General features: G+C 60.8%; 20 protein-coding genes and 2 tRNA genes. 15 read left to right on the top strand and 7 right to left on the bottom strand.

Going from position 1 to position 19,884, the window contains the following annotated elements; genetic code table 11:
• Positions 1-63: 63 nt before the first annotated feature.
• A tRNA-Glu gene (locus ACY4LX_RS25275) sits at positions 64-139 on the top strand.
• A gap of 3 nt (positions 140-142) precedes the next feature.
• Positions 143-218, top strand: a tRNA-Gly gene (locus ACY4LX_RS25270).
• Between the two features lie 106 nt (positions 219-324).
• On the opposite strand, the gene ACY4LX_RS25265 is transcribed toward ACY4LX_RS25270, so the two are convergent.
• From ACY4LX_RS25265 to ACY4LX_RS25250, 4 genes are all read right to left on the bottom strand, one after another.
• A complete protein-coding gene (locus ACY4LX_RS25265; RefSeq protein WP_463258185.1) occupies positions 325-2,073 on the bottom strand; it encodes a dipeptidase in 1,749 nt (582 codons plus the stop codon).
• A gap of 196 nt (positions 2,074-2,269) precedes the next feature.
• Complete coding sequence (locus ACY4LX_RS25260) at positions 2,270-2,908, bottom strand: LysE family translocator (RefSeq protein WP_463258184.1); 639 nt, start codon at positions 2,906-2,908, stop codon at positions 2,270-2,272.
• Position 2,909: 1 nt separating this feature from the next.
• Entirely contained in the window at positions 2,910-3,680 is a 771-nt protein-coding gene (locus ACY4LX_RS25255; RefSeq protein ID WP_149659968.1) for a 2OG-Fe(II) oxygenase, read from the bottom strand.
• A gap of 92 nt (positions 3,681-3,772) precedes the next feature.
• Complete coding sequence (locus ACY4LX_RS25250) at positions 3,773-4,399, bottom strand: alanyl-tRNA editing protein (RefSeq protein ID WP_149659969.1); 627 nt, start codon at positions 4,397-4,399, stop codon at positions 3,773-3,775.
• Positions 4,400-4,489: 90 nt separating this feature from the next.
• Between ACY4LX_RS25250 and ACY4LX_RS25245 the strand changes: the two genes are divergently transcribed.
• Positions 4,490-5,488, top strand: a complete 999-nt coding sequence (locus ACY4LX_RS25245; RefSeq protein WP_463258183.1) for a LysR family transcriptional regulator — start codon at positions 4,490-4,492, stop codon at positions 5,486-5,488.
• Between the two features lie 149 nt (positions 5,489-5,637).
• On the opposite strand, the gene ACY4LX_RS25240 is transcribed toward ACY4LX_RS25245, so the two are convergent.
• Positions 5,638-6,045, bottom strand: a complete 408-nt coding sequence (locus ACY4LX_RS25240) for a PA2817 family protein (RefSeq protein ID WP_149659972.1) — start codon at positions 6,043-6,045, stop codon at positions 5,638-5,640.
• 65 nt (positions 6,046-6,110) lie between these two features.
• The gene (locus ACY4LX_RS25235; RefSeq protein ID WP_463258182.1) at positions 6,111-8,558 is read right to left on the bottom strand and encodes an acyl-CoA dehydrogenase; all 2,448 of its coding nucleotides are present in this window, start codon (positions 8,556-8,558) and stop codon (positions 6,111-6,113) included.
• 249 nt (positions 8,559-8,807) lie between these two features.
• Here ACY4LX_RS25235 and ACY4LX_RS25230 point away from each other — a divergent pair, with 249 nt between their 5' ends.
• From ACY4LX_RS25230 to ACY4LX_RS25215, 4 genes are all read left to right on the top strand, one after another.
• Entirely contained in the window at positions 8,808-9,467 is a 660-nt protein-coding gene (locus ACY4LX_RS25230) for a transglutaminase-like domain-containing protein (protein ID WP_463258181.1), read from the top strand.
• Between the two features lie 43 nt (positions 9,468-9,510).
• Positions 9,511-10,134 (top strand): glutathione S-transferase family protein, encoded by a 624-nt coding sequence (locus tag ACY4LX_RS25225; RefSeq protein ID WP_463258180.1) that lies wholly within the window; start codon positions 9,511-9,513, stop codon positions 10,132-10,134.
• Positions 10,135-10,266: 132 nt separating this feature from the next.
• Positions 10,267-11,199 (top strand): ABC transporter ATP-binding protein, encoded by a 933-nt coding sequence (locus ACY4LX_RS25220; protein WP_149659976.1) that lies wholly within the window; start codon positions 10,267-10,269, stop codon positions 11,197-11,199.
• Positions 11,196-11,975 (top strand): ABC transporter permease, encoded by a 780-nt coding sequence (locus tag ACY4LX_RS25215; RefSeq protein WP_123407003.1) that lies wholly within the window; start codon positions 11,196-11,198, stop codon positions 11,973-11,975. The genes ACY4LX_RS25220 and ACY4LX_RS25215 overlap by 4 nt, the downstream gene beginning before the upstream one ends.
• 168 nt (positions 11,976-12,143) lie before the next feature.
• Here the strand turns inward: ACY4LX_RS25215 and ACY4LX_RS25210 are convergent, their stop codons facing one another.
• On the bottom strand, positions 12,144-12,659 hold the full coding sequence (locus ACY4LX_RS25210; protein WP_463258179.1) for a DUF2062 domain-containing protein: 516 nt from the start codon (positions 12,657-12,659) through the stop codon (positions 12,144-12,146).
• Positions 12,660-12,795: 136 nt separating this feature from the next.
• Between ACY4LX_RS25210 and ACY4LX_RS25205 the strand changes: the two genes are divergently transcribed.
• The 8 genes from ACY4LX_RS25205 to murB all read left to right on the top strand — a co-directional run bounded on the left by ACY4LX_RS25205 (position 12,796) and on the right by murB (position 19,641).
• Complete coding sequence (locus ACY4LX_RS25205) at positions 12,796-15,030, top strand: DNA internalization-related competence protein ComEC/Rec2 (protein ID WP_463258178.1); 2,235 nt, start codon at positions 12,796-12,798, stop codon at positions 15,028-15,030.
• An 86-nt stretch (positions 15,031-15,116) separates the two neighbouring features.
• Positions 15,117-15,755: a MotA/TolQ/ExbB proton channel family protein gene (locus ACY4LX_RS25200; RefSeq protein ID WP_463258177.1), complete on the top strand. Its 639-nt coding sequence runs from the start codon at positions 15,117-15,119 to the stop codon at positions 15,753-15,755.
• On the top strand, positions 15,752-16,180 hold the full coding sequence (locus ACY4LX_RS25195; protein ID WP_133838401.1) for an ExbD/TolR family protein: 429 nt from the start codon (positions 15,752-15,754) through the stop codon (positions 16,178-16,180). Before ACY4LX_RS25200 ends, ACY4LX_RS25195 begins: the two co-directional genes overlap by 4 nt.
• The gene (lpxK, locus tag ACY4LX_RS25190) at positions 16,180-17,190 is read left to right on the top strand and encodes a tetraacyldisaccharide 4'-kinase (RefSeq protein WP_463258176.1); all 1,011 of its coding nucleotides are present in this window, start codon (positions 16,180-16,182) and stop codon (positions 17,188-17,190) included. The genes ACY4LX_RS25195 and lpxK overlap by 1 nt, the downstream gene beginning before the upstream one ends.
• A gap of 24 nt (positions 17,191-17,214) precedes the next feature.
• A complete protein-coding gene (locus ACY4LX_RS25185; RefSeq protein WP_007945752.1) occupies positions 17,215-17,400 on the top strand; it encodes a Trm112 family protein in 186 nt (61 codons plus the stop codon).
• Positions 17,397-18,161, top strand: a complete 765-nt coding sequence (gene kdsB, locus ACY4LX_RS25180) for a 3-deoxy-manno-octulosonate cytidylyltransferase (protein ID WP_463258175.1) — start codon at positions 17,397-17,399, stop codon at positions 18,159-18,161. The genes ACY4LX_RS25185 and kdsB overlap by 4 nt, the downstream gene beginning before the upstream one ends.
• The gene (locus ACY4LX_RS25175; RefSeq protein ID WP_149659981.1) at positions 18,161-18,625 is read left to right on the top strand and encodes a low molecular weight protein-tyrosine-phosphatase; all 465 of its coding nucleotides are present in this window, start codon (positions 18,161-18,163) and stop codon (positions 18,623-18,625) included. Before kdsB ends, ACY4LX_RS25175 begins: the two co-directional genes overlap by 1 nt.
• Positions 18,622-19,641, top strand: a complete 1,020-nt coding sequence (murB, locus tag ACY4LX_RS25170; protein ID WP_463258174.1) for a UDP-N-acetylmuramate dehydrogenase — start codon at positions 18,622-18,624, stop codon at positions 19,639-19,641. The genes ACY4LX_RS25175 and murB overlap by 4 nt, the downstream gene beginning before the upstream one ends.
• The last annotated feature ends 243 nt before the right edge of the window (positions 19,642-19,884 follow it).

The raw sequence follows: 19,884 nt of genomic DNA, 5'->3' as shown, positions 1-19,884 counted from the left end.
GAACCGACATCTTCGGATGCGGATTTGGGCACTGGAACACACACCATGTGTTTCAGTTAGCGTGTCCCCTTCGTCTAGTGGCCTAGGACACCGCCCTTTCACGGCGGTAACAGGGGTTCGAGTCCCCTAGGGGACGCCATTTGCGGGAATAGCTCAGTTGGTAGAGCACGACCTTGCCAAGGTCGGGGTCGCGAGTTCGAGTCTCGTTTCCCGCTCCATATTCAACAAAAACGCCGCTCAGCAATGAGCGGCGTTTTTGTTTGTGCGTTTTTTGCTGAAAGCTCCAGAAGTCGGACCCGCCACAGCAGCGGGTCCAAAAGTGCATCAGAGCTTCGGCAACTGCCCGACGCGGCCCATCATCTCGGTCACGATCTGCAGGTCCAGCAGGAACTGGTCGACAGTCTTGAACTCGTTGTCGGTGTGGCCGGTGTACTTGACCTCAGGTCGGGCCAGGCCGAATTGCACGCCATTGGGCAGTTCATGGACCGAAGTGGCACCGGCAGAGGAGCCGAACTTGTGTTCCATGCCCAGGTTTTCCGTGGACACCGCCAACAACGCCTTGACCCATTCACCCTCAGGATTGCGGTACATCGGCTCGGCGATCGAGTAGTCGAAGGTCGCCGCTACGTGGGTTTTCTTGCTCCAGGCACCAATCTTTTCAGCAATTTTTGCCTTGAGCGCTTCCGGGGACTCGCCCTTCGGTACGCGCAGGTTGACGGCGAGCTTGAAGGTTTTGTCATCCAGCCCGACAAAGGTCAGGGACGTGGTCAGCGGACCCATGAAGGCATCGGAGAAGCCAACGCCCAATTTGCCACCCAGGTAATCCAGGCCCCAGTTGTCGGCGGCATAGCGGGCGGCGTCGGTGATGTGGTTGTGCTTGAGCGCGACTTTGCCATCCAGGCTATGGATGAAGTCGAGCATCCTGGCCACCGGGTTCACACCGGACTCGGGCTCGGAGGAGTGGGCAGAAACGCCGGTGACCGTCAGCTTGACGTTCTTGCCGTCGACCTTGGCGTTCACTTCGAAGTTGCCGCCGTTGCCGCTGTTGCGCTTGGCATAATCAGCCCCGGCCTTCTGCAGGCTGGCGGCCAGTTCGGCGGGTTTGTCAGTGACCAGGGTCGCGACGGAAGCCGATGGAATCTGGTTAGTGGCCATGCCGCCGGTCATCGAGATGATTTCGGCGCCTTTACCTTCGCCCTTGCGTACGGCGAACTTGGCCATGACGGTGCCGTAGCCTTTCTCGGCAATCACCACCGGGTAGCCGCCATCCAGCGCCAGGTTGTAGTTGGGCGTCGGGTTGTGTTCGAAGTAATAAGGAATGGCGTCGCCGGTGGTTTCTTCGGTGGTGTCCACCAGCAGCTTGAAATTCCTGGCCAGCGGCAGCTTTTCTTCCTTGATGACCTTCATCGCGTACATCGCCACCACGATGCCGTTCTTGTCATCCTCGGTACCCCGGCCATACATGCGGTCGCCGATCAGGGTGACTTTGAACGGATCGAGTTTGGTGCCGTCCTTCAGGACCCAGTTCTCCGGCGTCACGGGCACCACGTCGGCATGGGCGTGAATGCCCACGACCTCATCGCCGCTGCCTTCGAGGGAGATTTCATAGACGCGATTGTCGATGTTGCGGAAGTTCAGGTTGAAGGCTTGGGCCAGGCTCTTGATCTTGTCGGCGATCTTGATGAATTCAGGATTGTCGTGCTGGGCGACGCCTTCAACCTGGAAGGTCGGAATTGCCACCAGTTCACGCAGGGTCTCGGTGGCCGCGCTGCCGTACTTCACCCGCGCATAAATCCCCAGCAGGCGAGTGATCTCGTTTTGCTGTTCGGCAGAAAGGGTTTTGTTGTCGAGGAAGGCGCTGATGGCCGGGCCGAGGTTGGCGGTCTTCGCCAGGTCGCTCTTGGCCACGCCACCCAGGAACTGCCTGAAATCCGTGACCGAAGTTTCACTGAAAGACTTAAGAAGGGTCGCGCTCTGTTGCGGGGTGATGTTGGCCTGGGCCAGTGTGGTGAACGACGAAAGGCTCGCCAGAATCAGGGTGGTCGCGGCCAGTTGCTTGAGAGAAAAATCCATTGCTGGGGGCATTCCTTCGCAGGTTGTGAGTGGGAAATATCTGATCGAATAATCAGAAAGGTTTCCAAACTAACACCGCGAGGGAGTGACAGGGGAGCCCCTGAAGTGGGAACTGTCGCACAGAACGGCAAAAGCGACGCAGAAATGCAAAAGGCCCGCCAGTCTGACTGAGCGGGCCTTTTGCAGGGGCGCGGGGTTACATCGACAGGATCAGGCGCCCGGCGAACAGGATCAGAATCACCCCCATGGTGCGTTCGAACCAGTGCCCCATGCGCATGAACAGCAGCCGAATCCGGGCACTGGAAAAGAACAACGCGACGATCACAAACCACAGCGCGTTGACGAAGCACATCCACACGCCATACAGCGCCTGGATCTGTAGCGGTGTTGTGGCGCTGATGATGGTGGTGAAGATCGCCAGGAAAAACAGCGTGGCTTTCGGGTTAGTCGCGTTAGTCAGGAAACCGGTGGTAAACGCCTTCAACAAGGTCTGTTCCACCATCGGCTCGTCCGCGACTTTGTCGCCTTCCAGGGCAGTCTTGGGCTTGCTGCGCAACAGGCTGACGCCGAGGTACAGAATGTAGGCACCGCCCACGACCTTGGCCACCGTCAGCAGCCATGGCGTGGTGTGCATCAACGCGCCGACGCCGAGCAAGGTGTAAAGCACGTGCACGGAAATGCCCGCTCCGATGCCCAGCGCGGTACAGATGCCCACCAGTCGACCGAAGCGTACGCTCTGGCGAATGGTCACGGCGAAGTCCGGTCCGGGTGCGACTACGGCCAGAAAGTGGATGGTCGCCAGCGCCAGAAACTCGCCCAGGTAATTGGAAAGCATTTCAACTCCAGAAAGTCAGGGGTGAAGCATTGCCGCGATAACCGACAAAGAACGAAAGGCTCAAGCGCGGATCGGCCACGCCCGGGGTCACCGAGTGCATGCAGCGCGAATTGAACATGATGAAATCCCCCGGATCAGGGCGAATCTCCAGGGTCGGAGGACCCAGCAGGGCCGGGTCGATGCCGTAGCTGTCGCCACGCATTTCGTCGAACCGATCGGGGGAAATGTCGTGGTCCCACATCTGCAACGCGCCGCCCTCGGCGGGCATGTTCAGGTAGACATTGCAGGCGAACTGCGCCTCCAGGCTGCGGGCCTGAAAACTGTCCGGGGCGTCCTTGGCAAAAATGTCGTGATGGGCGAGAAAGCACACGCCGGGTTTCACCACCCGGGACAGGCCGACATACATTTTGCGTCCGTAAAGATTCTCCAGATGTGCACCCGCCGGCCAGGACTCGTCGAGCATGCAGCGCAGGGTGTCGACCGGGGACGAGTAGGGCGCACAGCGATTGCGCAGTTCCTCGATGTTGCTGGTGGCGCGTTCGAAATAGTCTTCGATCAGCAGCGGCTGGTTTTCCGCTTCGTAAAACGCCATGCCGATGCGACCGATGCTCGGCGCGTTGATGTAACCCTCAAAGCCCGGCGCAAGGATCTTGTCGCCAATCTGCACCGCCAGCGGTTGAGGCAAGAAGCCTTTGACGCGAATGGCGAGGACTTCTTCGTTGGCCAGTTTTTTTATGCACGTCTCATCGAGACGCTCGACGTCAAGCATCATGGTTTAGGTCCATCTATCGATTAGTCAACGGAGCCTGCGAATGCACGCTCCCCCGGCGTCAGGCGATGAAGGTGCCGACATCGCCAACAAGCTCAATCCACGTGGTAGTGGACCGAAAGCGTGCCCTTTTTCAGTGAAAGGGAGTCGATCGTGACCGTGCCTAAATCCTTCAGGCTACGTACATGGGTGCCGCCACAGCCGTAGGCCGGTAGTTCGCCGAAGCCGATTTCCCGGGCGCCTTCGCGCAGCGAGGTCAGGCGCGGCAGGTCATCGGCGATCCACTGCGCGATACCGTCCTGAAGGGGCTGGGCCTCGATCTCTTCAGCCGAATCCGCCGGTTTGAACTGCACACGGCCTTCGCCCGGCCAATGGTGGGCCTTGATCGGCATCCAGCCCAGGACCTGAACAAAGTGGCCGATCAGGTGACCGGCCGAATGCATGCGGGTATTGAATTGGCGGCGTTGTTCATCGACCCGGATCTGGGTCATGCCGGGTTGTACCGGGTGGTCGACGTAATGGACGATCCGGTCTGGATCCTGGACGACCCGCAGTACCTGGCTTTCACCGATCCAGCCGGTATCACAAGGCTGTCCACCGCCCTGGGGGTGGAACAGTGTGGCGCGCAAAACGACCGCGAATTCATGCTCGTGGGGCGTGCAATCCAGGACTTCCACATTGGCCTTGAGGTCATCACTATGGAAAAAGAGGCGAAGCGTCATATTCCATGCCCTTATTAAAGTTTCTATTTTTATTATATGAAGCGTGGAATTGCGTGATAATCCGTTCAATCATCAAAGGACTGTTGCGCTGTGAGCATAAATCTACCGCTGCCGCTGTTGGGTGAGATGGCGATTTTCGTCAAGGTTGTCGAGACCGGCAGCTTTTCCGAAGCGGCACGTCAGCTGGGTTCATCGCCCTCGGCGGTCAGCCGCAGCATCTCGCGCCTGGAAAAAGCCCTGGCCACCCGCTTGCTGCAACGCACCACGCGCAAGCTGCGCCTGAGCGATGGTGGCGAAGAGGTGTTCAAGCGTTGCCAGGAGATGGTCAGCGCGGCCAAGTCGGTGATGGAGATCAGCGGCCAGTTCACCCACGAGGCCGAAGGACTGGTGCGGGTCAGCGTGCCCAAGGCCGTGGGCCGATTTGTGATTCACCCGCATATGCCGGAATTTCTGCGGCGTTATCCCAAAGTGGATGTGGAGTTGCTGCTCGAAGACCGGCAGGTGGATTTGATCGATGACAACGTCGATCTGGCGATCCGCATTACCAATTGCCCGCCCGCAGGACTGGTCGGGCGACAGTTGCTGACCATCGACCACTTGCTCTGCGCAACCCCGCAATACCTGGCCGAACACGGTACGCCGGCCCATCCCCACGACTTGCTCAATCACAGTTGCATCTACCTGGGCGAAACCCCGAGCGATGCACGCTGGAAATTCAAGAAAGGCAGCAAAGCCGTGACTGTCGGCGTGCGCGGGCGTTACGCGGCCAATCACACTGGCGTGCGACTGGGCGCGGTGTTGCAGCACATCGGGATTGGCAGCTTGCCGTACTTCACCGCCCGGTATGCGCTGGAGCAGGGGTTGATCGTGCAGGTGTTGCCGGACTGGACGTTTCTGGCGTCCTACCATGGCGGTGCGTGGTTGCTGCATTCACCGACGCGCTACTTGCCGCCCAAGCTGCGGGTGTTTATCGATTATCTGGTGGAGTGTCTGGAGAAGGAGCCAACCTTGAGCAAGCCGGGTAAACCGGGTGCCTTGAACACGGTCGCGGCGGAGTATGAGTTGCCGGAGAGTGATGGGTTGCTTTGACGGGCCTCTTCGCGGGCAAGCCTCGCTCCTACAGGCGAACGCGGTCCCGTGCAGGAGCGAGGCTTGCCCGCGAAGGCGTCCTCACAAATGCCACAAAAAAAAGGCCCGCATGAATCACCATGCGGGCCTTTTGCGTTGCTGATCCGGGATCAGTGCTTGCTGTCGTCCTGCGACATCGCCAGCAGCTGCTTTTCCTGGTTCCAGTCGAACGGTTCGTCGTTCTGTTCCGCTTCGAAACGACGTTCTTCCAGCGCCTGATACAACTCGATTTCATCATCAGGCATGTAGTGCAGGCAGTCGCCGGCGAAGTACCACAGCAGGTCGCGCGGCACCAAGTGGGCGATTTGCGGGTAGCGGGTGATGACCTGGCAAAGAATGTCCTGGCCCAGGTACTGGCTTTCGATCGGATCGACCGGCAGCAACGCACGCAATTCGTCGAAGCGCTCCAGGAACAAGGCATGGCTTTCTTCGGGAACCTGTTCGGCCTCACCTACGGCGACCAGGATGCTGCGCAAGTGGTCCAGCAAGACGAGATGATCGGCAACGACATTGGACACGAGATAAGTCCTCAAGAGCAAAACGGGCGCGGGAGTATAAAGCTCCCACGCCTGTTTTTACAGGATCAGCGGACCTTTCCGTCGGCCAGCGCCAGTTCATCCTTGTCGAAATCATCGACATCGATCACCTTGCGTCGCGCCACTTCGGCGTCACGCAGGGACTGCGCCTCACCCGGTTGCAAAACCCCTGCTTCCAGTGCCGCATCGATGGCGTGCTCCCCGGCAGCCGGTTTGACCTGACCACTCTTGAGCGCCACGTGCAGTTTTTTCTGCAACGGTTGCGCCGCGCTCAACAGGTTGCAGGCGTGTTGCAGGGCACCGACGGCGTCATCGGCGGATTGCGGACGGTAGCAACCGCCGAGCAACTCTTCGAGGGTCGGATCACCCTTGGCCCGGCCGATAACCGCTGCCACTTCGGCGCCGAGTTTATCCGATGGTCCTTTGTGCCGACGACCGAACGGGAACACGATCACCCGCAGCAGGCAACCCAACACCTTGTTCGGGAAGTTGCTCAGCAGTTCATCCAATGCGCGCTCGGACTGGCCCAGGCTTTCTTCCATGGCCCAGATAAACAGCGGCGCCATATGGTCTGGCGAATCAAGGTCGTGATAACGCTTGAGTGCAGCGGAGGCGAGATACATGTTGCTGAGCACATCCCCCAAGCGTGCCGACAGACGTTCGCGACGTTTCAGCTCGCCACCGAGCAGCATCATGCTCAAGTCAGCGAGCATGGCGAAGGCGGCGGCCTGACGGTTGAGGGCGCGGAAGTAACCCTGGCTCAGCGAATTGCCCGGTGCCCGTTCGAAATGACCGAAACCGAGGTTCAGCACCAGGGTGCTGGCGGCGTTGCTCACCGCAAAACCGATGTGTTTGAGCAGCAGGCCATCGAACTCGGTAAGGGCCTGATCCTTGTCTTCACGGCCGGCGAGGGCCATTTCCTTGAGCACGAACGGATGGCAGCGAATCGCGCCCTGGCCGAAGATCATCAGGTTGCGCGAAAGGATGTTCGCGCCTTCCACGGTGATGAAGATCGGCGCGCCATTCCAGCTGCGACCCAGGTAGTTGTTCGGCCCCATGATGATCGCCTTGCCGCCATGCACATCCATGGCGTGGCTGATGCACTCGCGGCCGCGTTCGGTCAGGTGATACTTGAGAATCGCCGACAGCACCGACGGCTTCTCGCCCAGGTCCACCGCGTTGGCGGTCAGCATCCGCGCGGCGTCCATCATCCAGGCATTGCCGCCGATGCGGGCCATGGCTTCCTGAATGCCTTCGAAGGCAGACAGCGGCACATTGAATTGCTCACGCACCTGGGCATATTGGCCGGTCACCAGGCTGGTGAACTTCGCCGCGCCCGTGCCCACCGCCGGAAGGGAAATCGAACGCCCCACCGACAGGCAGTTCATCAGCATCATCCAGCCCTTGCCGAGCATTTCCTGGCCACCGATGAGGAAGTCCAAGGGAATGAACACATCCTTGCCCGAGTTCGGGCCGTTCATGAACGCGGCGCCGAGGGGCAGGTGGCGGCGGCCGATTTCAACGCCGGCGGTGTCAGTCGGAATCAGCGCCAGGCTGATGCCCAGGTCTTCCTTGTCACCCAGCAGATGATCCGGGTCGTAGGCCTTGAACGCGAGGCCGAGCAGGGTGGCCACCGGGCCGAGCGTGATGTAGCGCTTTTCCCAGTTCAGTCGCAGGCCCAGGGTTTCCTGGCCTTCCCATTCGCCTTTGCAGATTACCCCGGTGTCGGGCATCGCTCCGGCGTCGGAGCCGGCCAGCGGACCGGTCAAGGCGAAACACGGAATGTCATCGCCGCGAGCCAGTCGCGGCAGGTAATGGTTGCGCTGTTCGTCGGTGCCGTAATGCAGCAGCAGTTCGGCAGGGCCGAGGGAGTTGGGCACCATCACGGTGGAGGCGAGGTCGCCGCTGCGGGTCGCCAGTTTCATCGCCACCTGGGAGTGGGCGTAGGCGGAGAAGCCTTTGCCACCGAATTCCTTGGGAATGATCAGCGCAAAGAAGCCGTTTTCCTTGATATGGGCCCAGGCTTCAGGCGGCAGGTCCATGTCCTGGCCGATCTGCCAGTCGCTGACCATGGCGCAGAGTTCTTCGGTCGGGCCATCGATAAAGGCCTGTTCCTCTTCGCTCAGTTGCGCTTTGGGATAGGACAGCAATTTGTCCCAGTCCGGACGGCCGCTGAACAGCTCACCGTCCCACCAGACCGTGCCGGCATCGATGGCGTCGCGCTCGGTTTGCGACATCGGCGGCAGGGTTTTCTGGAACCAGCTGAACAGCGGCGCGCTGAAGTATTTGCGGCGCAGGTCAGGCAGCAATAGCGGTGCCGCAACGGCGGCGATCAGCACCCAGAGCACCAGCAGCAGCCAGCCCGGTGCATGGCTGAAGGCGCCCATCGCAACGACATAGACCGCAACGATGCACAATGCCGGCAGCGGGGAGATGCGGCGGTGGGCCAAATAGGCGATGCCGACGATCAGAACCAGTATCCACAACAACAGCATATTTAATCCTCCGTGAAACCAGGGCAAAACCAACGTTCAGAGCTTAGACGGCATCCGCCATTTCGGGTGGTCAGAGCAATGTGATTGAAATCGTGGGAAACCTTGGATGGGTTTTGTAAGACCTGTTGGCAACCGGCCTCGGAAATCGTTCGCAGGGTGAGCGGCAAAGCGCCCATGTTTGGCCGAATCGTCGTTATCTCTGTGCTGAAGGTGTCGATAGACTCGAGGCTCCCCCAGGAGATCGACCTCATGCACGAGTATCTGCGTCCCGGCCGCTTCATCGATAGTGACCACCCTGCGGTGGTGGAGTTCGCTGAAAAACATCGCGGTGCCAGTCGCGATCCGCGCGAGCAGGCGATCAGCCTCTATTACGCCGTGCGCGAGGCCGTGCGCTACAACCCCTACACCTTCAGCCGCGACCCAGACACCTTGCGCGGCAGTTACGCCTTGGCGACCGGCGAAAGTTATTGCGTGCCCAAGGCCACGTTGCTGGCCGGGTGCGCCCGGCATTGCGGGATCCCGGCGCGCATTGGCCTGGCGGACGTGCGTAATCACCTGTCGACCCCGCGCCTGCTCGAACTGCTCAAGAGCGACGTGTTCGCCATGCACGGTTATACCGAGCTGTACCTGAACGGACGCTGGGTCAAAGCCACGCCGGCGTTCAATCAAGGATTGTGCGAGTTGTTCAATGTGGCGCCGCTGGAATTCGATGGCATCAACGACAGCGTTTTCCATCCCTTCAACCGCGACGGCGCGCCGTTGATGGAATACCTGGTGGACCACGGCCAGTTCCCCGACGTGCCCGAAGCCTTCTTTTTCGCGCACCTGGAAAAGTGCTACCCGCACCTCTTCGGCGAACTACTGCCGGTGCTGTTGGGGGACATGCAGAGTGATTTGAGTCGCGCCTGATCCGGCGTATGCTGCCAGCGCATTCATCCATAAAGAGGCGGTCATGCTGAAGATCTGGGGTCGGAAAAACTCGTCGAATGTCAGGAAGCCACTGTGGGCCGCCGAGGAACTTGGCCTGGCCTATGAAGCCATCGATGCCGGCGGTGCGTTCGGTGTGGTGGACACGCCGCAGTACCGGGCGATGAACCCCAATGGCCGGGTGCCGGTGATCCAGGACGACGGTTTCGTGCTGTGGGAATCCAACGCCATCGTGCGTTACCTGATGGCGCGACATGCCAACGAAACGCACTGGTATCCGCAAGATATCCAGGCCCGGGCATCCGCCGATAAATGGATGGACTGGACCACGTCGAGCTTCGCCGGCCCGTTCCGCACTGTGTTCTGGGGCGTGTTGCGCACGCCGAAAGAGCAGCAGGACTGGTCCGCCATCAACGCGGCGATCAAGGAATGCAACGATCTGCTAGCGATGGCCGATCAGGCGCTGGCTGCCAAGCCCTACCTGTCCGGCGATGAAATCGGCATGGGCGACATTCCCCTCGGCAGCTTCATTTATGCCTGGTTCGAGATGCCGATCGAGCGGGCGCCACAGCCGAATCTGGAAGCCTGGTATGCACGATTGAAACAGCGCCCGGCGTATCAGAAAGCCGTCATGACCGCGTTGACTTAATACTCACTATCGACACACTTGACTGTACTTGTGTGGCGGCGACAAGCACCATTGCGCTCGTGCGCCGTGGTTGTATTGATCGCCGCCCGCCCTTATTTATTCCTTTCCTCCCTTCTTGGTGCGTATCCCGATATGAGTTCCGCTCTGTCCATCCGGCAGCTAACCAAAACCTACGGCAACGGTTTCCAGGCCTTGAGTGGTATCGATCTGGACGTCGCCGAAGGTGACTTTTTCGCCTTGCTCGGCCCTAACGGCGCCGGCAAATCCACGACCATCGGCATTCTCTCGACCCTGGTGAACAAGACCACGGGCACGGTGAATATCTTCGGTCACGACCTGGACAAGAATCCTGCGCAACTCAAGCGCTCCATCGGCGTGGTGCCCCAGGAATTCAACTTCAACCAGTTCGAAAAGACTTTCGACATCGTCGTGACCCAGGCCGGTTACTACGGCATCCCGCCGAAAATCGCCAAGGAACGCGCCGAGCAATACCTGACGCAACTGGGCCTGTGGGACAAACGCGATGTGCCGTCGCGTTCGCTGTCTGGCGGCATGAAGCGTCGCTTGATGATCGCCCGCGCCCTGGTTCACGAGCCGCGCCTGCTGATCCTCGACGAACCGACGGCGGGGGTGGACATCGAATTGCGTCGCTCGATGTGGACCTTCCTCACCGAGCTTAACCAGAAAGGCATCACCATCATCCTCACCACCCATTACCTGGAAGAGGCTGAGCAGTTGTGTCGCAACATCGGGATCATCGACCACGGCACCATCGTCGAGAACACCAGCATGAAGCAGTTGCTTGGCCAGCTGCATGTGGAAACCTTCCTGCTCGACATCAAGAACACCCTGAATGTGGTCCCGCAGTTGCTCGGCTACCCGACCAAACTGCTCGACGGTCATACCCTGGAAGTCCAGGTCGACAAAGCCATGGGCATCACCGCGCTGTTCACCCAGTTGGCGCAGCAGAACATCGAAGTGCTGAGCCTGCGTAACAAAACCAATCGCCTCGAGGAGTTGTTCGTGTCCCTGGTGGAGAAAAATCTGTCGAAGGTGGCGGTATGAGTTCCGAGCTGCAACCCAACCTCGTTGCCCTCAATACCATCGTTTACCGCGAGGTAAAGCGCTTCACCCGGATCTGGCCGCAGACCTTGCTGCCGCCAGCGATCACTATGGTTCTGTACTTCGTGATCTTCGGTAACCTGATCGGCAAGCAGATTGGCGGCATGGGTGGCTTCACCTACATGGAGTACATCGTGCCGGGGCTGATCATGATGTCGGTGATCACCAACTCCTACGGCAACGTGGTGTCGAGTTTCTTCGGCAGCAAGTTTCAGCGCTCCATCGAGGAATTGATGGTGTCGCCGGTGTCGCCGCACACGATTCTGATCGGCTACACCCTGGGCGGCGTACTGCGCGGGTTGATGGTCGGGATTATCGTGACCATCCTGTCGCTGTTCTTCACCGATTTGCAGGTGCATCACCTGGGCGTGACCATCCTGGTGGTGGTACTGACCGCAACGATCTTTTCGCTGCTGGGCTTTATCAACGCTGTGTTTGCGCGCAACTTCGATGACATTTCTATCATCCCGACTTTCGTGCTCACGCCACTGACGTACCTGGGCGGGGTGTTCTACTCGATCTCCTTGCTGCCGCCGTTCTGGCAGACCGTGTCCCTGGCCAACCCGGTGCTGCACATGGTCAACGCCTTCCGTTACGGCATCCTCGGTGTTTCGGACATCAAGATCAGCGTGGCGATCACCTTCATGCTGGTCGCGACCGTGGCCTTGTACATCGGTTGTGCGCGGTTGCTGGTGAGTGGGCGCGGGATGCGGACCTGATCCAGGACTGCGTCGCGGCTTTCGCGGGCAAGCCTTGCTCCTACAGGTTTTGTGTCGTTTGCCGATACGCGAACGACGCAACCCTGTAGGAGCGCGGCTTGCCCGCGAAGGCGCCCGTCCAGACACCACAAAAAGAACGGCCTCCCAAGCGGAGGCCGTTTTGCATTCTCACATCCGGTTTTTCCTGCGCCGCGCCCACTGCCGTCCCACCCACCACCGCCAATACATCATCGTCAGGCAATAGGCGAGGGCGCCCAGCACCAACCCCGTCACCACCGACCCGAGCAAAAACGGTTGCCACAATGTCGAGAGCTGGCTGCTGATCCATTCCCAGGTCAACTCATCGGGCAGATGTCGGGCAGGCACATCCATCAGCCACGCACCGGTCTGGTACGTGCAGAAAAACACCGCAGGCATGGTGATCGGGTTAGTCAGCCAGACGAGGCTGACCGCAATCGGCATATTGCCGCGAACCATGATCGAGAGGATCGCGGCCAATAGCATTTGCAGGGGAATCGGCAGGAACGCCGCGAACAGACCGACCGCCATCGCCCGGGCCACCGAATGACGATTGAGGTGCCAGAGGTTGGGGTCATGCAGCAGCGTGCCGAGAAAGCGTAAGGATTTGTGTTCCCTGATGCTGGTCGGGTCTGGCATGTAGCGTTTGAATAAGCGCCGGGGCATAAGGCTTCTCGGTCGGTTAAGGCGGCAAGTATGTCTGGATTCTATGAGTGGCCCATTCAGACTTTGTGACAATTGATAACGACGGCCGTGCGATCAACCGGCTATGCCTTGAAAAGGGACTCTCAAGGACGGGCTTATGCGCACAGGGATGGTGGCGCTGGCGCTCGGGTTGCTGGCGCTGCGTTTTTTACCGGTTTTACCGCCGGTCTGGTTTTGGCTGTTGCTGCCGGTGGTGGCGTTGATGCTGCTGCCGTTTCGCACGTATCCGTTGGCGTTTTTCCTGTTCGGTTTCAGTTGGGCCTGTGGTCAGGCGCAGTTGGCACTGAATGATCGGTTGTCGGCGGGACTGGACGGCGAAACCCGCTGGGTTGAAGGTCGGATAACCGGATTGCCGCAAAACAATGAAGCGGTCGTTCGTTTCGAATTGGCGGACGCGCGCTCGCGACACGGCAAGGTGCCGTCGCTGATGCGCCTGGCCTGGTACGACGGGCCGCCGGTCAACAGCGGCGAGCGCTGGCGCCTGGCGGTGAAGTTGAAGCGCCCGACCGGGCTGCTCAATCCCCATGCCTTCGATTACGACGCCTGGCTGCTGGCTCAGGGCATCGGCGCCACTGGCACGGTCAAGGATGGCCAACGCCTTTCACCTGCCCGCTGGGCCTGGCGCGACGGTATCCGCCAGCGTTTGCTCAGTGTCGATGCCCAAGGGCGAGCGGGGGCATTGGCGGCGTTGGTGCTGGGCGATGGCGCCGGGTTGAGCCGCGAGGACTGGCAGGTGTTGCAAGACACCGGCACCGTGCACCTGTTGGTGATTTCCGGGCAACACATCGGTTTGCTCGCCGGCTCCGTATATTTGCTGATCGCCGGGCTGGCCCGTTATGGCTTGTGGCCCGGACGCTGGCCCTGGCTGCCGTGGGCCTGTGGGCTGGCGTTTGGGGCAGCCCTCGGTTACGGACTGCTGGCCGGGTTCGAAGTGCCGGTGCGCCGGGCCTGCGTGATGATCGGTCTGGTGCTGTTGTGGCGCCTGCGTTTTCGCCATCTAGGTGCCTGGTGGCCGCTGTTGCTGGCGCTCGATGGCGTTCTGTTGCTGGATCCGCTGGCGAGTCTACAGCCGGGTTTCTGGTTGTCCTTTGCCGCCGTGGCGGTGCTGATTTTTACCTTTGGCGGCCGGCTCGGCCCCTGGCGCTGGTGGCAAACCTGGACCCGCGCCCAATGGTTGATCGCGATCGGCCTCTGTCCGGTGCTGCTGGTGCTGGGACTACCGATAAGTGTCAGCGGGCCGCTGGTCAATCTGCTGGCGGTGCCGTGGATCAGTCTGCTGGTGTTGCCGCCAGCGTTGCTCGGGACCTTGCTGTTGCCGGTGCCCTACGTAGGGGAAGGGTTGCTGTGGCTGGCGGGTGGTCTGATCGACTTGCTGTTCAAGGGGCTGGCGTTGATGGCGAATCAGTTGCCCGCGTGGGTGCCGGTGGCGGTGCCGTTATGGGTCGGAGCCATCGGCGTATTGGGCGCCTTTCTATTATTGATGCCCCGAGGCGTGCCATTGCGTCCGTTGGGTTGGCCGATGCTGTTGCTGCTGATCTTCCCGCCGCGCGAGGAAGTGCCCGAAGGCCTGGCCGAGATCTGGCAACTGGATGTCGGCCAGGGCCTGGCAATCCTTGTGCGCACTCGCCAGCACACGCTGCTGTATGACGCCGGCCCGCGTTTCGGTGATTTCGACCTTGGCGAGCGCGTGGTACTGCCGTCATTACGCAAACTGGGCATACGCGGCCTCGACGTGATGTTGATCAGTCATGCCGACGCCGACCATGCTGGCGGCGCTCGTGCAATCAACGAAGGGCTGCCAGTCACGCGGGTGATCAGTGGCGATCCATTGGCGCTGCCCGTCGAATTACAAGCCGAAGGCTGCGAGAGCGGCCGGCAATGGACCTGGGATGGCGTGACGTTCCAGCTCTGGCAATGGTCCTCGGCCAGCGAGAGCAATCAGAAGTCCTGTGTCCTGCAGATCGAAGCCCATGGCGAACGCTTGCTGCTTACCGGTGATATCGACACCCACGCCGAACGGGCATTGCTCGACAGCCCTTTGGCGCAGCCCACCGATTGGTTGGCGGCGCCGCACCACGGCAGCCGCAGTTCCTCCTCCATGGTGCTGCTCAGCGCACTGCAACCCAACGCCGTGCTGATTTCCCGAGGTCACGGCAATTCCTTCGGCCACCCCCATCCCACGGTGACGGCGCGCTATCGCAAGCGTGGCCTGCGCATCTACGACAGCGTCGAGCATGGAGCCGTCCGTCTGCTGCTGGGAAACTTCGAGCCCCCGCGAACGATGCGTCAACAACGGCGCTTCTGGCGCGATGCGCCGGCGATGAACAAATGACCCGCCAGACGGGATGCGACATCCCGGTCTTCGGTGCGCCGACCCCCTATGTTAGAGTGGCGCACTTTTTCGAGGGGACTGTCACTGTGTGGGAATTGGTTAAATCCGGCGGATGGATGATGATTCCGATCATCCTGAGTTCCATCGTGGCCATGGCGATCGTTGCCGAACGCCTGTGGACCCTGCGCGCCAGCCGTGTGGCCCCGGAGCATTTGCTCGGGCAGGTCTGGGTCTGGATCAAAGACAAACAACTCAATAAAGAAAAGCTCAAGGAACTGCGCGCCAACTCGCCGCTGGGCGAAATCCTCGCCGCCGGCCTGGCCAACTCCAAGCATGGTCGCGAGATCATGAAAGAGTGCATTGAAGAAGCTGCCGCCCGGGTCATCCACGAGCTGGAACGCTACATCAATGCGCTGGGCACCATCGCCGCCATGGCCCCATTGCTCGGGTTGCTGGGGACGGTGCTGGGCATGATCGATATCTTCAGTTCGTTCATGGGCACGGGCATGACCACCAACGCCGCAGTGCTGGCCGGCGGTATTTCCAAAGCCTTGATCACCACGGCTTCGGGCCTGATCGTCGGTATCCCGTCGGTCTTTTTCCACCGGTTCCTGCAACGGCGCATCGATGAGCTGGTGGTGGAGATGGAGCAGGAAGCGATCAAGCTGGTTGAAGTGGTGCAGGGCGACCGTGACGTGGACCTGTCCGAGGGCAAAAAAGCGTGAAATTCCGCCGCAAGCAACGGGAAAACATAGACATCAATCTCGTGTCGCTGATCGACGTGGTGTTTGTCCTGCTGCTGTTTTTCGTGGTGACCACCACCTTTACCCGGGAAACCCAGTTGCGTGTCGAACTGCCGGAAGCGGTCAGCGGTTCGCCGGCTGAAGACCAGCAGGTCAAGCAACTGGATGTCGCCATCAGCGCCGAGGGCGTGTTTTCGGTCAACAATCAGTTGTTGCCGAAGAATGACCTGGCCAGCCTGATGGACGCGATGCAGAAAGAATCCAACGGCGACACCAACCTGCCGCTGTCCATCAGTGCCGACGGCAAGACCCAGCATCAATCCGTTATCACTGCCATGGACGCCGCCGGCAAGCTCGGTTTCAGCCACTTGCGCATGACCACGGTCGAGGCGGCGCCCGCGCCCTGATGGCCATGTCCGATCGTTTGCTCGCCGCGTGGTATGCCGGTCATCCGGCCCTGATGCTGTTGCAGCCGCTGGAATGGCTGTATCGGCGCGTGGTCACGGGCAAGCGCAAGCGTTTTCTGGCGGGCGAGGGTGAGATTTACCAGCCGCCGGTGCCGCTGATCGTCGTGGGTAATATCACCGTCGGCGGTACGGGCAAGACGCCGCTGATTCTGTGGATGATCGAACATTGCCAGCGCCACGGATTGCGGGTCGGCGTGGTCAGCCGTGGGTACGGGGCCAAACCGCCGCAACTGCCATGGCGGGTCGAGGCCGATCAAGGTGCCGACATCGCCGGTGATGAGCCTTTGCTGATCGTCCAGCGCACCGGAGTGTCGCTGATGATCGACCCGGATCGCAGCAGCGCCGTCAAAGCCCTGCTCGCCAGTGAACCGCTGGATCTGATCCTGTCCGACGACGGCATGCAGCATTATCGATTGGCCCGCGACCTCGAGCTGGTGCTGATCGACGCCGCCCGTGGCCTGGGCAACAAGCGCTGCCTGCCCGCCGGGCCGTTGCGTGAGCCGATCGAACGCCTGCAAAGCGTCGACGCGGTGTTGTACAACGGCGCCGCCACTGATCGCGACGACGGTTTTGCCTTCCAGCTAAAACCCACCGCGCTGCTCAATCTGAAAAGCGGCGAACGCAAGCCACTGGATCACTTTGCCCAAGGCCAGGCCCTGCACGCCGTGGCCGGAATCGGCAATCCCCAGCGTTTCTTCACCACCCTCGAAACGCTACACTGGCGGCCAATACCCCATGCATTTGCCGACCACGCCGAGTACAGCGTGCAGGCCTTGAATTTCACACCGTCATTGCCGTTGGTGATGACCGAAAAGGATGCGGTGAAGTGCCGTGCCTTTGCCGCCGCCGATTGGTGGTACCTGGCGGTCGATGCTGTGCCATCGCCGGCCTTCGTGGCCTGGTTCGATACGCAGCTGATGCGCCTGTTGCCGGCTCGTCTTTTGCCTTAAAACCGTTTTATCCAGGGAATGCTCATGGACACCAAATTGCTCGACATCCTCGCTTGCCCGGTCTGCAAAGGCCCGCTCAAGCTCAGCGCCGACAAGACCGAACTGATCAGCAAGGGCGCTGGCCTGGCCTACCCGATTCGCGACGGCATCCCGGTGATGCTCGAAACCGAAGCCCGCACCCTGACCACCGACGAGCGCCTGGATAAATGACCACAGCCTTTACCGTTGTCATTCCATCGCGATACGCCTCCACCCGTTTGCCGGGCAAACCGCTGCTGCTGATCGCCGGCAAGCCGATGATCCAGCACGTCTGGGAACAGGCGAGCAAAAGCAGCGCCCAACGGGTGGTGGTGGCGACGGACGATGCGCGCATCGTCGAGGCCTGCAAGGGGTTTGGCGCCGAAGTGGTGCTGACCCGCGAAGACCACAATTCCGGCACCGACCGTCTGGCCGAAGTCGCGACGAAACTGGGCCTGGCCCCCGATGCGATTGTGGTCAACGTCCAGGGCGACGAACCGCTGATCCCGCCGAGCGTGATCGATCAGGTTGCCGCCAACCTCGCTGCCCACACCGAAGCGCGCATGGCCACGTTGGCCGAGCCGATCGAAGACGTGGAAAGCCTGTTCAATCCCAACGTGGTCAAAGTGGTCAGCGACCTCAATGGCCTGGCGCTGACCTTCAGTCGCGCCACCTTGCCGTGGGCCCGGGACGCACTGGCCAAAAGCCGCGAGCACCTGCCCGAAGGCGTGCCGTATCGCCGCCACATCGGCATCTATGCCTACCGCGCCGGTTTCCTGCATGACTTTGTCAGCTGGGGCCCGTGCTGGCTGGAAAACACCGAATCCCTGGAACAACTGCGCGCCCTGTGGCACGGCGTGCGGATTCACGTCGCCGACGCGTTGATTGCACCGCCCCACGGCGTTGACACCGTCGAAGACCTTGAGCGCGTTCGTCGCCTGCTGGAGGCCTGATGCGGGTTCTGTTCGTCTGCCTGGGCAACATCTGCCGTTCGCCCACGGCTGAAGGGGTGCTGCGGCACAAGCTGCGCGAGGCCGGGCTGGCCGATCAAGTCGAAGTGGCCTCCGCCGGCACCGGTGACTGGCACGTCGGCAAGGCCCCGGACAAGCGCAGCCAGGCCGCGGCCAAGCTGCGCGGCTATGACCTGTCAGCCCAGCGCGCCCAGCAAGTCAGCCGAGCGGATTTCGCCACTTACGACCTGATCCTGGCGATGGACAACAGCAACCTGCGCAACCTCAAGGCCCTGCAACCGGCCAAGGGCAAGGCCGAACTGGACCTGTTCCTGCGTCGTTATGCCTCTGAGATCGACGAGGTGCCGGACCCGTACTACGACGGCGACCAGGGCTTCGAGCAAGTATTGGATTTGATCGAGCGCGCCAGTGATTTGCTGGTGGTCGAGCTGAAGGGGCGGTTATGAGTTTGCTGGTCCAATCCGGGGTTTCTCTCAAGCCGTTCAACAGTTTTGGCGTGGATGTGCGGGCGCAGCGGTTTGCCGAAGCCCACAGCGACGCCGACGTGCGTGAAGCCCTGGACTATGCCGCTTCGAACGCCCTGCCGCTGTTGGTGATCGGCGGTGGCAGCAACTTGCTGCTGACCGCGGATATCCAGGCCTTGGTGCTGCGCATGGCCAGCCGTGGCATTCGCGTACTCAGCGATGACGGCAGCCAGGTGGTGATCGAAGCCGAGGCCGGCGAGCCTTGGCATCCGTTTGTGCAACACACCTTGGCCCAGGGATTGTCGGGGCTGGAGAACCTCAGCCTGATCCCCGGCACCGTGGGCGCGGCACCGATGCAGAACATCGGCGCCTACGGCGTCGAGATCAAGGACGTGTTCGCCGGCCTCACTGCGCTCGATCGCCAGACCGGCGAGCTGCGCGACTTCACCCTGCAAGAATGCAACTTCGCCTACCGCGACAGCCTGTTCAAACAGCAGCCGGGGCGTTGGTTGATTCTGCGGGTGCGGTTCACCCTGAACCGCACCGCGCACCTGCATCTGGAATACGGTCCGGTGCGTCAGCGCCTGACCGAGCAAGGCATCGACCACCCGACACCAACCGATGTCAGTCAGGCGATTTGCAGCATCCGCAGCGAAAAGCTCCCGGACCCGGCGGTGCTCGGCAATGCCGGCAGCTTCTTCAAAAACCCGTTGGTGCCGGCGGCGCTGGTGACCCGGCTCAAGGTGGAATACCCGGATCTGGTGGCCTACGCACAACCGGACGGGCAGATGAAACTGGCGGCGGGCTGGCTGATCGAGAAGGCCGGCTGGAAAGGTTTCCGCGAGGCTGATGCCGGCGTGCATAAATTGCAGGCGCTGGTGCTGGTCAACTACGGCGGCGCGACCGGCCTGCAACTGCTGGCGCTGGCGCAACGGATCCAGGCCGACATTTGGCAACGATTCAGCGTCGAGCTGGAAATGGAGCCGAACCGCTATTAGCGGTAGCGGCAAGCTTCAAGCTTCAAGCTTCAAGCCGCAAGCTACAATCCTAATAGCGTGTGCTGCTCTGCTTCGACTTGAAGCTTGCAGCTTAAAACCTGCAGCTAAAAAAGCCCTGTCTCAGCAGGGCTTTTTTGTTAATGCTGGGTTAACTTAGCCCCCTAACGATGCAAGCATTTGCTCCACCAAAGGCCCGATGCAGACACTACCGTCTGCATAAGAGAGCCCATTAGCCTGAGCCGA

This window comes from Pseudomonas sp. Emmai, from assembly GCF_055179735.1.
This window is presented reverse-complemented; position numbering and strand designations above follow the sequence as displayed.